The sequence below is a fragment of the Bacillus sp. JJ722 genome, assembly GCF_036963345.1.
Taxonomy (GTDB): Bacteria; Bacillota; Bacilli; order Bacillales; family DSM-1321; genus Bacillus_AD.
The window spans coordinates 1757-18030 of record NZ_JBALMO010000056.1; the positions used below are offsets into that span (position 1 = coordinate 1757).

Genomic DNA, 16274 nt, shown 5'->3' on the forward strand with positions numbered 1-16274 from the left:
AATAACTCTATTTAAAGTGTTCAACAACATACTATTTATAAATTCCTATAAAATAAAAAAAGTTGGCAGATTGTTGCGCCAACTTTTTTAATGTGCTGATTTCGCCATGCAGTCTGGGCATTCCCCATAGACTTCCATACGATGTTGGAAGACTTTAAATCCTGTTACATGTGATGCTAATTGTTCCACTTCGTCTAAACCAGGATAGTGGAAATCAACAATTTTTCCGCAAGTAGCACAAATAACGTGATAATGATCAGATGTTGTAAAATCAAAACGACTTGATGAATCACCGTAAGTCAATTCTTTTACTAAACCTACTTCACGAAAAACACGTAAATTATTATAAACCGTTGCAACACTCATGTTAGGGAATTTTCCCTCTAAAGCTTTATATATATCATCAGCTGTAGGATGGGCCATTGACTCGATCAAATACTCAAGTATCGCATGACGTTGTGGTGTTATTCTTACGCTTGACTTTTTCAACATATCCAATGCATCTTTGAGTTGATGCTCTGCCATTGCCATGTACCTCCTTTGTATAAAGTTATTATGTTGAATATATTATTACTTTATAATATTTATAATTAGTGTAATCTCTCACCAGTAATCTTGTCAATTAATCTTCATGTAAAGTAGGTTCTACACAACCTAAATGACTGTTTACAAATCTAGCCGCCACAAAAAGTAAATCAGACAAGCGATTTAAATATGATAATACTAATGGATTTACTTCACCATTGATAGCCACCGCTCCTCTTTCAGCTCTTCTTACAATTGTTCTAGCGGAATGAAGAGCTGCTCCACTTGGATGCCCTCCTGGCAAGACAAAATTCTTTAAAGGTGGCAAAGTCGCATCCCATTGATCGATGATTTGTTCCATATGTTCAATATGGCCCTGCTCTAATTTCCAATGAACTTGCTTTCCAGTTGGAGTCGCTAATTCTGCTCCTACATGAAAAAGCTCAGTTTGAACACGGTGAAAGACTTTCTCTACTTCCTCTTTATCCGTAAATTGTTCTTTCCTCAATAAACTCATTGCTAAACCAATCATAGAATTCGCTTCATCACATGTTCCATAAGCCTCGACACGCGCGTCAGTTTTTGAAACTCTTTGACCATACACCAAAGCTGTTGTACCTTTGTCGCCACTCTTCGTATATATTTTCACATTACATCCCCCTTACAATCATTTTTTCCTAATACAAAAAATAATTATTCGTACTACTATATTCTATCTATTCTCATCTTACGATTCATTTCTTAATTGTTTTTATCATAACACTATTGATAATAGTTTAAAAATATCACTAATTGAAAATTTCAAAAAATTATTTTTACAGTAGGACTTTCGTATAGTAATCTATTGATACATTGTTTGCAAAAAGAAAAATAAAAAAATTTGATTCTACACAACCTAACTATAATATATGTACAATTATAGTCAGCATTGTTCTACTGGAGGTCAGTTAATTTGGAAAAAGCGAAGAAATCAAAAATGAAATGGTTAAAAATCGTTCTCCTCGTCTTCGGGCTATTGCTAGTAGGTGGAGGTGTATACGCATATTCCATTTACCACTCATTCACAAAGAACATCAATGAAATGCATGAACCAATTAAAAGAGAAGTTTCAGACAAACGTAGTAATAAACTAGATGTAGAAAAACAACATCCTTTTTCCGTGCTTATGTTAGGTGTCGATCAACGAATGAACGATTCAGGTCGCTCAGATACCATGATTGTGGCTACCGTTAATCCAAAGGAAAAATCTACAGAAATGGTCAGCATCCCACGTGATACACGCGTAGAAATAGTCGGCAAAGATACGGAAGATAAAATCAATCATGCATTTGCCTTTGGCGGTACAGAAACGGCCATCAAAACGGTTGAAGAGTTTCTTGAAATACCGATTGATTATGTCATAAATATCAATATGGAAGGCTTTAAAGATATCGTTGACGCTGTCGGTGGTATAACTGTTAATAACGACTTAGACTTTTCATATGAAGGACATCACTTTAAAAAAGGCGAAATTACTCTAAATGGTGAAGAAGCTCTTGCTTACGTAAGAATGCGTAAAGAAGATCCTCGTGGAGATTTCGGCCGACAAATAAGACAAAGACAAGCTATAGAAGGCATTGTAAAGAAAGCCATGAGTTTCTCTTCTATCACCCGCTATCAAGATATATTCGACGCTGTTGGAAACAATGTAAAGACAAACATGACGCTAAACGACATTATGAATATTCAAAAGAACTATAGAGCAGCTAGTCAAGAAATCATTCAACATGAAATTAAAGGTGAAGGAACAAGAATAGATGATGTTTATTACTTTATTCCTGATGAATTAAATGTTGAAGAGTTAAGAGATACATTAAAGAAACATTTAGAATTAGACACTTCAGATAAGACTAAAACAAGCACAACAGATGAGTCAAACTCAAGTGACCAGACTGAACCTAATTCAACAGATACAAATCAATAAAATATGTGCAGACCCGATCATTGGATAATGTATACGGGTCTGCTTTTTTTCTACATAAAAATAAGCGAGTCATTTAGACCCGCTTCGAGTTAAGAAACGTTTGAGGAGGTATTCCCATACTTAATTATATGTAAATGCTCGTATTAAGAATTGGACAAAAGCCTTTTATTAGAAAAGCTTAAGCGCCCTTTTTACGCCCCTATCTTTTAATTCCAGATTTGTTCTTGGACTTATTGGTAAAGCCCACTATTCGGGTTATTTTGGCACTACAACATACAATAAAGTGAAACTTTAATCGGCAGGGGTGTTCGTCCATCCCCCACAGATTATTAGTTGAACCAATCGGGTTCTTATTGACGCTTAATTTCCCACTTAAACGTCTTCGCTTTTACTTTCGTTTTGAAGCCGAAGTCTTAGCAACAGTTAGAACGGGATAAACAGGCTTCCCCCATAATCATTATAAATTTTCTTTAATATATGCTAATAATTCGTCAGCGTGTCCTTTAGCCGTAACTTTACGCCATTCCTTCACTAATACACCCTCTGCATTCATTAAAAAGGTTGAACGCTCAATACCCATATACTCTTTTCCAAAGTTCTTTTTTAATTTCCATACACCGTATGCATTTGCTACTTCTTGATTTTCGTCTGCAAGCAACGTAAATGTTAAGCCATGCTTTTCAATAAATTTCATGTGTGAAGACATTGGATCTGGACTGACTCCTAGAACAACTGTATTTACATCCGCAAACTCTTTACTCATGTCACGAAAATCACACGCTTGAACTGTACAACCCGGTGTCATATCTTTCGGATAAAAATACAGAACCACATTCTTCCCTTTATAATCTGATAACTTTACTTGCTTACCATCACTTGATGGAAGTACAAAATCTGGTGATTGCTCTCCAATAACTGTTGTCATTACAATCCCTCCATATATTTCATTATTTCTCATAAATAGAGTATATAACATTGCTTTGACATTCAAATCAGAGACATCTACTTATTACTTTGCTCTAAATCAATCACTGTTCTTACAACGAAAGCTGCTGGAAGTGTATAGCCAACAAAAGCTTGTATTGTAGCGATAATTCTGCCGAATCCGATTGGAATTAATTCCCCATAACCAACCGAAAACATTGTCATCGCACTAAAATAAAAAGACGTTTCTAATTTCAAAAAGAAATTACCACTCATTTGTATACCATGATCGAGAATGACACTCATATCTTTTAATTCAAATAATAAATAAAGCATTGCAAAACCGATACATATCGTTCCGTACAAATAGACGAGCCATAAAAAATGACTAATTGAGATTTTATGAATATCAGACTCAATAGGTGTAAATATTGCTCGCACACTCATTACCATACAAAAAATCACTGCGCCAACTAATATATAAAAGTCCATGCTCATCCCTCTCTTCGAACCTATACTTCAATTTACTCACATTTGTCCCACTTTATGAGCAGTTATTCTATACATAAGAAGGTGGACTTTTCACGCCTAGTTTCGTATCGTTTTATATAGAAGGAGGAATAAAACCATGCATTCCATATTTATTGTAGAAGATGATCCAAAAATAGCTCAGCTCTTAAAAGAACATTTAGAGCGTTATGATTATGCAGTACATATAGCAACTGCCTTTGATCACTTAAAACAGCAACTTATAGAAATAAACCCCTCATTAGTACTGTTAGATATTAATTTACCTAAATACGACGGATATTATTGGTGTAGACAATTCCGGACCGTTTCAAATTGTCCAATCATCTTTATTTCCGCACGGGCTGGAGAGATGGACCAAGTTATGGCTATTGAAAATGGCGGAGATGATTATATTACTAAACCTTTTCATTTTGATATTGTCATCGCCAAAATTAAAGGTTTAATACGCCGAACATATGGAGAATATGCGGTCAATAATAGTTCAAAAATGATTGATATTGATGGGTTAACATTAGCTGTCGATCAACATACCCTTTCATATAAACAGCAACAAACAGATTTAAGTAAGCGTGAATTCACTTTATTAGAAACATTTTTCTCACAACCAGGAAACATTATTAATCGGGAAACTTTACTAGAAAATCTTTGGGATGATATTCAATTTGTCGATGATAACACCCTCTCCGTGAACATCACCAGAGTAAGAAAAAAACTAGCTGATCTCGGTATAGAAGATGCGATTGAAACCGTGCGCGGCCTAGGCTATAAACTAAATGTTACATGGAGGGAATAACATGAGGGGTTTCCTTAAACAATATCGAAGTTTTATTTTCTTTTACATATTTAGCATTGCATTAATAATCGGTATTATCATGTTGGATTTATTCAATCAAAATAGTTATGTCACTAACGGAAGTATTCTATATATCATCATTCTTTCCTTTATATTATTTTTGTTGTTCCTTTGCTTTACATATTTCAAAGAGAGACAAAATTACAAAGCTTTACATGAACCTGTTAACGATATTAATCAACCTATTCATTTATTTCAGAATAGTTCTTATCATTTTGAAGAATTCAATCGCATTTTAAATGTTCAATACGGCTACTATATTGAGGACATATCCAAAACGAAAGAAGAGAAACAACGATACTATACTTTTATCAATCAGTGGGTACATCAAATGAAAACACCACTATCAGTTATTAGCTTATTATTACAAAATGCCAAACAAAGTAACGTACAATCCCCTACTCTTATTCAAAACATTGAAGAAGAAACAGAAAAACTAACAAAAGGTTTAGAACTTGTTCTTCACTCGTCAAGACTTGATTTATTCCATGAAGACTTCAAAGTTGAAAGACTTTCGCTATCCGACATTGTTAGAGATTGTATTAAAGAGCATAAATCTGCTTTCATCCGAAATCAGGTTTACCCCGCTATGGATATGAATGACGAGTATTTCGTCGAAAGTGATCGAAAATGGTTAGCTTTCATTATTAACCAAATTATCGCTAATGCTATTAAATATACAGCAGGAATTGGTAAACAGATTAAATTTTACACAATGAAGCAAGCAGATGAAGTAACTTTATATATTCATGATGACGGCATCGGCATACCATCGCAAGATATTAAAAGAGTTTTTCAGCCCTTCTTTACAGGGCAAAACGGAAGGAAATATGCCGAATCAACAGGTATGGGTTTATATTTAGCGAAAAGAACATGCGATGAAATAGGCCATACGATTAGCATTGAATCAGAAGAAACAAAAGGAACTACTATTAAAATTACTTTTTATAATGTGACAAGTTTGTAAGAATAACCGTGAATATTGAAAGAAAAAGCGATAGGTATAATATAGCTTCAACTTTATACTATTATTACAACGAAAGGGGGAACGATTATGGCATTATTAGAAGCTATTAATGTAACAAAAATATTTGGTTCTAAAAACATTCAATATAGAGCGCTCGACAGCTTACATATCGAAATGGAAAAAGGCGAATTCATCGGTATTATGGGACCTTCAGGGAGCGGAAAAACAACATTATTAAATTTATTATCAACCATAGATAAACCTACAAGCGGCTTAATAAAAATTAATAATCTCAATGTCTCCTCCCTATCGAAGAAAGAACTCGCTCTGTTTCGCCGTAAACAACTTGGTTTCATCTTTCAAGATTTTAATTTACTTAATACATTAACCATTGAGGAAAATATCATATTACCTCTTACTTTAGACAATCGACCTTTGAAAGAAATGGATGAAAATCTAGTGAGAGTTTCCAAACAATTAAATATTGATAGCATTCTAAAGAAAAGAATATATGAGGTATCAGGGGGACAACAGCAAAGAACTGCCATTGCAAGAGCTATTATTCACAATCCATCGATTGTATTTGCGGATGAGCCTACAGGTAATTTAGATTCGAAATCTTCGAAAGATGTGATGGAAGCGTTACAAACAATGAATCAAGAACAACAAGTATCTATCTTGATGGTCACACATGACCCAATTGCTGCAAGCTATTGTCAGCGTATACTCTTCATTAAGGACGGCCAATTATTTAATGAAATCCACCGAGGCAGTAATCGTCAGGCATTCTTTCAAGATATTTTAGATGTGCTGTCATTATTGGGAGGAAACGCCAATGAATTTTCGTCAATTCGCTCTTACTAATGTTAAGCGTAACACAAGGGGCTATGCTGCTTATTTCTTAAGCAGTGTATTCTCCATTACGATTTTCTTTATTTATGCTGCGTTCATTTTTCATCCTGATGTACTTTCTGAAAGTTTAAGAATTGAAGAAACATCGAACAGTCCAAGTCAAATCGCTTTAAGAGATACAATCATTTTGGCAGAATACATTATTTTTTCTTTTTCATTTTTATTTGTTCTCTATTCTATGAGTGCGTTTTTGCACTCACGCAAGAAAGAATTTGGAATCTTAAATTTGCTAGGAATCACAAAAAGCCAGCTAAACAGATTAATCTTTATCGAAAATAATGTTATAGGTTTAACTGCTATCTTTACTGGGATTGGGTTTGGAATTTTGTTTTTCAAGCTATTTCTTATGGGAATCTCAGCTGTACTTTCTCTACCGGTAACTTTGCCATTTGTTATTGCACCAAAAGCATTTTATGTGACTATAGGTGCGTTTTTGATTTTATTTGAAGTTATTTGCTTTTTCACCTTATTTACCGTTCGATTCAATAATGTAACAGAATTACTTTATAGTATTAAAAAGATGAAGAAATACCCGACTTACTCGATTCTTATATCATTTGTTGCTGTTATAACCATTTGTACTGGCTATTATTTAGCCTTCAATTCTACTATCTATCAAATGATAGTACTCATGTTTCCAATTACATTATTGGTCACATTCGGGACGTATTTTTTATTTACGCAATGTAGCATTTTATTTGTAAGATTGCTGAAGAAAAGACGTTCTTACTATTTGCATTCTACCAACTTGCTAACCATTTCAGATTTAGCTTTTAAACTGAAGGATAATGCACGCGTATTATTTATTGTAAGCATATTGAGTGCAGTCGCGTTCACATCAAGCGGTGTATTATTTTCAATTGTGAGCAATATGAAAGAAGAAACCATAAATAGATATCCACAAGGTATCGCTCTTTCAACATCTTATAATCATGAAGGTTATAACTCAGCAAAGAGGCAACTAACAAACGCACTGCAAGATGCAAATTTATCATTTGAAGCTCATGAATTGAAACTTTTACAAGCTCAATATGTTTTGGATAAGAATAATATGCAAACACCTTTTGGCATTAACATACGATCAAAGAATGAAGTAACTAGTATTCAGCTTCTTTCCCAAAGTGACTATAACGTATGGGCAAAGCTTACGAATAGAAAAACAATTAACCTACAAAACAACCAAGCAGTCTTTGTAGCACCGATACCAGATGATGGTATCGTTTGGTATACTAAAGATCATATAAAAATTCATGTAAACCAACAACCTTATACATTTTCAGTTCGTTATATGAAGCAACCTATTTTATCACCTAATAAATCAACCGACGAAATTTTGGTTATTAGCGATTCGCAATATCAACAACTAGCTAACACACATGATTTTAAAAATACTATCTCTTTTTTGGGGGTTCATTTGCCAAACTGGGAAAGAGATCATGATGCAATAATTAACATTTCCAAAAAGTTAGAACTAGAGCAAGGGATTTATTTCGATTCAAGAGCAAATGCCACAGACGATTATAAAGCCATGTTTTATCTCCCTTTCTTCATAGGATTATTTATAAGTTGTATTTTCTTTCTTGCTTCTGCAAGTATTTTGTATTTCCGATTATATAATGATATTGAAAACGACTTGGTTCATTATCGTGCATTATTCAGAATGGGATTAACACAAGAAGAGATGAAAACGATTATTTCTAAACAAATATTCCTTTTATTTTTCGCACCATTTATAGTGGCTGTCGCTCATGCTAGCTTCGCTTTCAAAGCGTTACACAACATTATTTCAGGCTCTGTACTCGGTCCAAGTATGATCATTTTCAGCACGTTCGCTATACTTCAATTAGTCTATTTCTTTGTCGTAAGAACACTCTACTTTCAGAAGCTAAAACAAGTCATGTAAACAGCCTGTCACTTCCATGGTGACGGGCTGTTTTTGTAAATTCAATGAATAACTCATGAACGATTAGTTCGTTCTGTCATAATTTACGAATGTTTTTGGTACAATAAGAAAAGTCCAATCTAGTTGTTTTTTAATAAACTAGTTTTTTTGATTCATAGAACTACATATAGAAAGGTTAGGGAAACAAAATGAATCATACAAATTCAGAAGCATTACATCAAGAAGCACTTGAACATATTGTAGGAGGTGTTAATAGCCCATCTCGTTCTTATAAAGCGGTCGGAGGAGGATCTCCCGTTGTTATGGAAAGAGGAGAAGGCGCTTATTTCTGGGATGTCGATGGCAATAAATACATTGATTATTTAGCCGCTTACGGTCCAATTATCACAGGTCTTACTCATCCGCATATTACAAAAGCGATTCAACATGCGGCAGAAACCGGTGTATTATTCGGAACACCTACTCGTCATGAACTTACTTTTGCAAAAATGTTAAAGGAAGCAATTCCTTCCATGGATAAAGTTCGCTTTAACAATTCAGGTACGGAAGCTGTTATGTCCACAATCCGTGTTGCACGTGCTTATACTGGCCGTGATAAAATTATGAAATTCGCAGGATGCTACCATGGTCATTCTGATTTAGTGCTAGTTGCTGCTGGTTCTGGTCCTTCTACTTTAGGAACTCCAGACTCTGCTGGTGTGCCAAAAAGTATCGCACAAGAAGTAATCACTGTACCATTCAATGATATCGAAGCTTATAAGGAAGCTCTTGATAAATGGGGCGACCAAGTTGCTGCTGTACTGGTAGAACCAATCGTAGGTAACTTCGGAATCGTTGAACCGAAACCTGGCTTCCTTGAAGCTGTTAATGAATTAACACACGCTGCAGGCGCACTAGTTATCTATGATGAAGTTATTACAGCATTCCGCTTCACATACGGTGGTGCTCAAGATCTGTTAGGTGTTAAACCTGACTTAACAGCACTTGGTAAAATTATTGGTGGAGGACTTCCAATCGGTGCTTACGGCGGTAAGAAAGAAATCATGGAAAAAGTAGCTCCACTTGGACCAGCATATCAAGCTGGAACACATGCGGGAAATCCAGCTTCTATGCTTGCTGGTATCGCTTGCCTAGAAGTATTGAAACAAGAAGGCGTATATGAAGAACTTGATCGCCTTGGACAAATGTTAGAAGAAGGCATTCTAGCTGCTGCGAAGAAATATGATATGCCAATCACTACTAATCGTCTAAAAGGTGCTCTAACTTTATACTTCACAACGGAGAAAGTATATAACTACGAACAAGCGGAAAACACAGACGGTGAAATGTTTGGTAAGTTCTTCAAGCTTATGCTTGAACAAGGAATCAACTTAGCACCTTCTAAATACGAAGCTTGGTTCTTAACCATTCAACATACAGAACAAGACATAAAAGATACAATTATCGCAGTTGAAAATGCATTTAAAACAATAAAAATGTAAAATCGAAAAGCGGATGCGCCCCGTTAAGCTCCTTATGGAACAGAGTCCTCCGACTGAGACAAACGAATAATATTCATTTTTTATGCATCCTCAGAGCTCTTATTGTTCTGAGGATTTTTTTACACCTCTTTGAAAACGTTTACATATAGGGATTATTAGCTTATTTTCACAAAATAGACCTAAATTCCTCATCCAATTAACTGCATAAATAATTGATTTCTGAAAATTTAGATGATATTATTAATACCACCACTGATGCTTTTCATTTTTTTTGAATCCCAAACATTTTTTCCAATTTATGTTTTATATAATTTCAAAATAGATATGTACTACTAACTATAGGAGGTGAATGGCAGCTATAAGAATACTCTTATACGTGCCAAAACATTATGACTCAACAATGGAGCCCAAGTTTATTTAGTGATTTCCGAAACCAAGAGCATGACGCATGCGGAATTGTGTCATGTATTGAAAAAAAAAGAATCCCTACTCGTGAAAATATATTTGCTTGTATAGATGCTTTAGTAAAAATGAATCACCGTGCTGGATTTATTAATGGTGAAGGTGATGGAGTTGGAATTCACATCGATCTTCCAAGAGCACTCTGGAGACAAAAATTACAGCAACAAGGTTTACATCCTGAACTAGCAAATTCGAACGGATTTGTCGTAGGTCACTTCTTCCTCAGCCAAAAAGAAGACAGCCACAAACTTCAATCAGAAATTAAAGAAGCTTTCCTACAAGAAGGTCTTTCCATACTATTCGAAAGCAATTCAGTTCATAATCCCAACGCTTTAGGTCCTATCGCAATTCAAGAAAACCCTACCTTTTGGCAAATTGCACTTGTAAGTGATCTTACATGCCAACAAGAATTATCTAAACTACTCTTTAAATTAACTCACACGATCGAACAAAACGAACACATTCACGTTGCCTCATTAAGCCAATATCATTCTATTTATAAAGTAATGGGTGCTGGCGATATTTTACCAAAATATTATCATGACTTAGCAGATCCACTCGTAGCCTCTACAATGACGCTAGGACATAACCGTTATTCAACGAATACCCTTTCAAGTTTTTTCCGCGTTCAGCCTTTTAGCGTGCTTGGGCATAATGGTGAAATAAATACGATAGCCAAGCTGCGCGATGAAGCAAAAATGATTGGTGTACCTCTTGTAAAAGATGGTAGTGATTCTCAAGATTTAAGTCGTACTTTAGAAACATTCATTTGTGAACATAAATATTCACTATTTGAAGCGATTGACGTTGTTTTCCCTCCTATTATCAATGAAATCAAATCCTATACGAGTGACCTTAGCGACCTTTACACATATATTCGTGAAGCATGGGGCCATTTCGCACAAGGACCTGCTGGTATAATATCTCGTTTCGGCGATGAAGCTGTATTTTCTGTAGATGCCTTAGGTTTGCGACCACTTTGGAAAATCGAAACAGAAAGCTCATATATGTTCTCTTCTGAACCTGGTATCATCCCTTCTTCTGAATATTGTGGTGAACCTAAACCAATTGGTCCTGGTGAAAAAATCGGGTTGAAGTGGAAAGATGAAGATATTCAAGTATATCAATATGCAGAATTCCAACAAGAAGTATATAAACGATTCAGCAACCGCTTTGAATTATCCGAAGATTCTAAACGTCTAAAAAACCCTAAATTAGAGAAAAAAATCACCCATACTCTACCTACGAAAATTCATAATGGTCAATACAAAGCTATGGGTTGGGAAAAAGACCATGTACAATTCGTTGAGCAAATGGCGGAAAAAGGTGTTGAACCAATTCGTTCGCTCGGACATGATTCTCCTCTAGCTTCTCTAAACACAGCACGAAGAAATATTGCTGATTTCATAAAAGAAAGCGTCGCAGTTGTAACGAATCCTGCGATTGACCGCGATCGAGAAACAGAACATTTCTCTACACGTACCATTATTGGGCAAAGGCCTGCACTTTTCCAAAAGGAAAAAGCTAATCATGTTATTGAATTATTAACGCCTATTCTTATTGAAGGAAAAATGGGCTACGACTGTTCACAAGAACTACAGCAACCAAGCTTTGATTCTTTAGTTGGTTATTTCCAAGATCAGCAGTTAGCACATTTTATCTCGATGACCTTTACAGAAGAAGAAAGCGTTGAAGTGGCTTTAGAAAGACTAGCAAAAGAAGCAATTACTGCCGTTTCGAACGGAAAATCATTAATCGTTTTAGATGATGCAAAAGCTCATCAAGAAGGACATTTATGGCTAGATCCTCATCTTGTTACATCAGCCATTGATCAAGCATTAGTAGCAGCAGGACAACGTCGTAACTGTTCGATTTTACTTCGCTCAGCAGCCACTCGATCTCTGCATGACATCATTACTGTATATGGATTAGGCGCTAACATAATCAGCCCTTACTATATGTTTTTAACAGTCACAGAAGACAACACAACACCAGTGAAAAACCTATATAATGCTTTAGCAAAAGGTTTAGAAAAAGTCATTTCCACAATTGGTATTCATGAGCTTAGAGGATACGGTCGTTTATACTCAACCATCGGTCTGCATAACGAAATAGCAGATACATTAAAAATCGTTAACTTCCTTGGTTCAGAATTAATTGGCTATAACTTCGAATCATTAAAAGAAGATGCCATTCAAAGAGCAAAAGATTATCAGAGTGAAGGAGAGAAAGTAAACCGTTCTTATCATATTCTCCCACGTATTTGGAAAGCAGTTGCTGAAGTTGCCTCTTCTGGTAATTATGATTTGTATCGAGAGAAAATTACTGAACTTGAACAAGAGCATCCTTCTACTATTCGTCACTTAACAGATTTCAAGAAAAGTGAACGAATGGTTGCAGCAAAAGATGTCTGTATTAAGGTTGGTGAGCATGACCTACCATTTATTATTTCTTCCATGTCATTCGGCTCGCAAAATGAAATTGCTTTCCGTGCATATGCAGAAGCTGCTGATCGTTTAAACATGATTAGTTTAAATGGTGAAGGTGGAGAAATTAAAGATATGCTCGGAAAATATCCGAAAACACGTGGACAACAAGTGGCATCAGGACGTTTCGGGGTTAATGCTGAATTATTAAATTCTTCTAATCTATTAGAAATAAAAATTGGTCAAGGAGCAAAGCCCGGAGAAGGCGGTCATTTACCAGGCTCTAAAGTAACAGCAAAAATCGCTGAATCACGTAATGCGACAATTGGTTCGGATCTAATCTCCCCTTCCAATAATCATGATATTTATTCGATTGAAGACTTAGCTCAAATGATCCATGAGCTGAAAACGGCCAATGATAAAGCAAAGGTGGCTGTAAAAGTACCAGTTGTTCCAAACATCGGAACAATCGCTGTTGGTGTTGCCAAAGCAGGTGCTGATATTATTACTATTTCAGGGTTCGATGGAGGCACTGGTGCGGCTCGTATTCATGCTATTCAACACGTTGGGTTACCTGTTGAAATCGGAGTAAAAGCTGCACATAACGCCTTATTAGAAGCAGGATTACGTGAAAGCATTGAAATTTGGGGTGACGGCGGAATTAAGAGTGTAGCAGACGTTTTAAAGATTATGCTACTTGGAGCAAATCGTATTGGATTCGGTACGTTATCCATGGTTGCTGTTGGATGTACATCATGTCATGGCTGTCATTTAGATACTTGTCACGTTGGTATTGCAACACAAATCGAATCGGAAGCACAAGCGAAAGAACATGGGCTACGTCGTTTTGTACCACGTAAATTCGATACGGCTGTCTCGTCCCTTACTAATATGTTCCATGCATTTGGTGATGAACTACAAGCATTGGCTGGGGCACTAGGGATCAAAAACTTACAAAATGCAGTTGGACGTTCTGATCTTCTGGAACAAGTAAAAGGTACAAATATGCTAGATTTGACTTATTTACTAAAAACATTAGACATTGGTCAAATTAACTCTCGAGAAGCGGCAGCTGCTCTTGAAAATGTAGCTATGCAAATGGCAGTTGGAGCAGAGTATTTAGACAGCTCTGTAGAAAAATTACACGAATCAAGAGAATTTAGCGCTGTAACTTCCGAACAACGTGTATTAGGAAGTCGTGTTTCTTGTCACCGTGTTCGTGGCCGATTAGATGGCTCTTATCGTACCCTACCGAATGTTTCACTAGCTTACAAAGATGGTTCTATTCCTGGTAATGGATTAGGTGCTTATAATAGCACTGGCATTGATATTAAAGTAAATGGTGGTGCTCAAGACGGTATTGGTAAAACAGCTTTCGGTGGCATAATCGCCATCTTCAAATCAAAAGGAAAAGATGGCAATTATTATAACGGTTCCGTTGGTAAAGGTTTCGGATACGGGGCACAAAAAGGTTTATTAATCGCACAAGGAAATGCGGATGCTCGTGCTGGTATTCGATTGTCTGGTGCGGATATGATTATTGGTGGTCAAGTGACAAAGCCAATTCCGGAAAAGGAACATGGAAATATCGGTGTTCACTCCAACATTAAAGGGTTTGCCTTTGAATATATGACAAACGGACGTGGACTTGTACTTGGTGATATCGGACCTTGGGCTTGTGCAGGTATGACAGGTGGCGTCATTTATCAACGCCTTCAACCTGAAATGGGCTTAACAAAAGAAGTAATTGCTCGTCGCATGGCTATAGGAGCAAAAGTAACAATTGAACCATTACATGAGAATGGTAAACAAGAAGTAAATGATCTCTTAACGCAATATATCGATTTATTAAAAGAGCAAAAACAAATAGATGAAGCCATGCAATTAGAAGCATTGTTACCAAACTTAGAAAATCATTTCGTACAAATTGTACCAACGAAAGAACAAGCAGATCCATCTATTTCTACTGAATAATTTATGAGAAAAGCAAAAGCACCTTAATTCAATTCCATCTCCCTACAGAGACTATAATCTCTGTAGGGATTTTTATTTTGTCAAATAATCTCCTTCTAAAATCCTAGACTTCATACATTGTTCACAGCAATATATATTTACCTCTTGCTACATTAGAGAATCTCATGTATATTACATTATTGTTTATTACTCGGTAATTTGTGTAAAAGTAAAGAATACACTATTGTATATGTATAACTTAGAAAGGAACCCTTTTTATATGAAAATCGGTGCCCGTATATTGAAGACCGGGATTGCTATCGTTTTAGCACTTGGTTTAGCACAACTACTAAAGTTTCCATCACCAGCGTTTGCAGGAATTGCTGCGATTTTCGCTATTCAACCAACTATTTACAGATCATATCGAACTGTAATTGAGCAACTACAAGGTAATATTATTGGTGCAGCTATAGCAATTGGATTCGTTCTTATATTTGGAAATAACGTCTTTTACGTGGGATTAGCTTCCGTTATCGTCATCATTATTAACGTGAAGATGAAGACAGAAAATACGATTTCTCTAGCTATTGTAACTGTTATAGCCATCATGGAAAATCAAAATGGTGACTTTCTCGACTTTGCATTCGTACGATTCTTCACTGTCATGCTTGGAATTTTTTCAGCATTTGTTGTAAATTTCCTTTTCTTGCCTCCTAAATATGAAACGAAGCTTTACTATCAAATTTCTAATTTATCCGAGGAAATTTATAAATGGATTCGAATTAGTACAAGTCATGTATCTGAACCATTCCATATTAAAAGCGAAATTCAAGCTACGAAAGAGCAACTTATTAAAGTGGAACAGCTATATTTAATGTATAAAGAAGATCGCGAGCTATTTAAGAAAGCATCACTTGCCAAATCACGAAAGCTAGTAGTTTACCGTCAAATGATGGTTACAACGAGAAAAGCATTGAATATACTAGTCAAACTTAATAAATATGAAAATCAATTCCATCATATGCCTGAGGAATTTCAAAATACAATCCGTGAACAAATTGAATATTTAATTACTCAACATCAACAAATTCAATTAAAATATATTAGGAAAATCAAAGCATCTTATGAATTTACAAGTGATCAAGGTATTACCCACAAAGAATTATTATCACTTTTCTTGTCCATTCAAAAAGAAGTTAAAGATGAAAATGAGCAAGATATTTATCATATGATGGCTCTTACTTCCGCTATTATTGAATATGAAGAGCATATCGAGCATCTAGGTACATTGATAAGTAGCTTTCAATCATTCCATAAAGATGATGATGAGCTGGTTATTGAAACGACAAATGAAGACTAAAAGATATACAGTAG

12 protein-coding genes are annotated in these 16274 nt (G+C 35.6%); 8 read left to right on the forward strand and 4 right to left on the reverse strand.

The genetic code is table 11. The features are described from left to right. Window positions 1-87: 87 nt before the first annotated feature. A complete protein-coding gene (perR, locus tag V7014_RS08410; protein WP_335506097.1) occupies window positions 88-525 on the reverse strand; it encodes a peroxide-responsive transcriptional repressor PerR in 438 nt (145 codons plus the stop codon). A 97-nt stretch (window positions 526-622) separates the two neighbouring features. Beyond that, window positions 623-1174, reverse strand: a complete 552-nt coding sequence (locus V7014_RS08415) for a cob(I)yrinic acid a,c-diamide adenosyltransferase (RefSeq protein ID WP_335506099.1) — start codon at window positions 1172-1174, stop codon at window positions 623-625. Between the two features lie 303 nt (window positions 1175-1477). On the opposite strand from V7014_RS08415, the gene tagU reads away from it, so the two are divergent. Beyond that, window positions 1478-2488 (forward strand): polyisoprenyl-teichoic acid--peptidoglycan teichoic acid transferase TagU, encoded by a 1011-nt coding sequence (tagU, locus tag V7014_RS08420; protein ID WP_335506101.1) that lies wholly within the window; start codon window positions 1478-1480, stop codon window positions 2486-2488. 457 nt (window positions 2489-2945) lie between these two features. On the opposite strand, the gene bcp is transcribed toward tagU, so the two are convergent. Together bcp and V7014_RS08430 are read right to left on the reverse strand one after the other, a co-directional pair. Further along, a complete protein-coding gene (gene bcp, locus V7014_RS08425; protein WP_335506103.1) occupies window positions 2946-3413 on the reverse strand; it encodes a thioredoxin-dependent thiol peroxidase in 468 nt (155 codons plus the stop codon). Window positions 3414-3490: 77 nt separating this feature from the next. Continuing rightward, entirely contained in the window at window positions 3491-3904 is a 414-nt protein-coding gene (locus V7014_RS08430) for an ion channel (RefSeq protein WP_335506104.1), read from the reverse strand. Between the two features lie 136 nt (window positions 3905-4040). Here V7014_RS08430 and V7014_RS08435 point away from each other — a divergent pair, with 136 nt between their 5' ends. From V7014_RS08435 to V7014_RS08465, 7 genes are all read left to right on the forward strand, one after another. Continuing rightward, window positions 4041-4736 (forward strand): response regulator transcription factor, encoded by a 696-nt coding sequence (locus V7014_RS08435; protein WP_335506107.1) that lies wholly within the window; start codon window positions 4041-4043, stop codon window positions 4734-4736. A 1-nt stretch (window position 4737) separates the two neighbouring features. Beyond that, window positions 4738-5763 carry a sensor histidine kinase gene (locus V7014_RS08440; protein ID WP_335506109.1) on the forward strand — a complete coding sequence of 342 codons (1026 nt, stop codon included), beginning with the start codon at window positions 4738-4740 and terminating at the stop codon, window positions 5761-5763. 87 nt (window positions 5764-5850) lie between these two features. Then, complete coding sequence (locus tag V7014_RS08445) at window positions 5851-6627, forward strand: ABC transporter ATP-binding protein (protein ID WP_335506111.1); 777 nt, start codon at window positions 5851-5853, stop codon at window positions 6625-6627. After that, window positions 6599-8578 (forward strand): ABC transporter permease, encoded by a 1980-nt coding sequence (locus tag V7014_RS08450; protein ID WP_335506113.1) that lies wholly within the window; start codon window positions 6599-6601, stop codon window positions 8576-8578. The genes V7014_RS08445 and V7014_RS08450 overlap by 29 nt, the downstream gene beginning before the upstream one ends. Window positions 8579-8766: 188 nt before the next feature. Beyond that, on the forward strand, window positions 8767-10059 hold the full coding sequence (locus tag V7014_RS08455; RefSeq protein ID WP_335506115.1) for a glutamate-1-semialdehyde 2,1-aminomutase: 1293 nt from the start codon (window positions 8767-8769) through the stop codon (window positions 10057-10059). A 389-nt stretch (window positions 10060-10448) separates the two neighbouring features. Next, complete coding sequence (locus V7014_RS08460) at window positions 10449-14921, forward strand: glutamate synthase-related protein (RefSeq protein ID WP_335506116.1); 4473 nt, start codon at window positions 10449-10451, stop codon at window positions 14919-14921. A gap of 259 nt (window positions 14922-15180) precedes the next feature. Then, window positions 15181-16260, forward strand: coding sequence for an FUSC family protein (locus V7014_RS08465; protein WP_335506117.1), 1080 nt, complete (start codon window positions 15181-15183; stop codon window positions 16258-16260). The last annotated feature ends 14 nt before the right edge of the window (window positions 16261-16274 follow it).

Excerpts from the sequence above, each read along its gene's own strand:
- perR (WP_335506097.1), bottom strand. The coding sequence starts at position 525 with ATGGCAGAGCATCAACTCAAAGATGCATTGGATATGTTGAAAAAGTCA.
- bcp (WP_335506103.1), bottom strand. The coding sequence starts at position 3,413 with ATGACAACAGTTATTGGAGAGCAATCACCAGATTTTGTACTTCCATCA.
- V7014_RS08430 (WP_335506104.1), bottom strand. The coding sequence starts at position 3,904 with ATGGACTTTTATATATTAGTTGGCGCAGTGATTTTTTGTATGGTAATG.
- V7014_RS08435 (WP_335506107.1), top strand. The coding sequence starts at position 4,041 with ATGCATTCCATATTTATTGTAGAAGATGATCCAAAAATAGCTCAGCTC.
- V7014_RS08440 (WP_335506109.1), top strand. The coding sequence starts at position 4,738 with ATGAGGGGTTTCCTTAAACAATATCGAAGTTTTATTTTCTTTTACATA.
- V7014_RS08445 (WP_335506111.1), top strand. The coding sequence starts at position 5,851 with ATGGCATTATTAGAAGCTATTAATGTAACAAAAATATTTGGTTCTAAA.
- V7014_RS08450 (WP_335506113.1), top strand. The coding sequence starts at position 6,599 with ATGAATTTTCGTCAATTCGCTCTTACTAATGTTAAGCGTAACACAAGG.
- V7014_RS08455 (WP_335506115.1), top strand. The coding sequence starts at position 8,767 with ATGAATCATACAAATTCAGAAGCATTACATCAAGAAGCACTTGAACAT.
- V7014_RS08460 (WP_335506116.1), top strand. The coding sequence starts at position 10,449 with ATGACTCAACAATGGAGCCCAAGTTTATTTAGTGATTTCCGAAACCAA.
- V7014_RS08465 (WP_335506117.1), top strand. The coding sequence starts at position 15,181 with ATGAAAATCGGTGCCCGTATATTGAAGACCGGGATTGCTATCGTTTTA.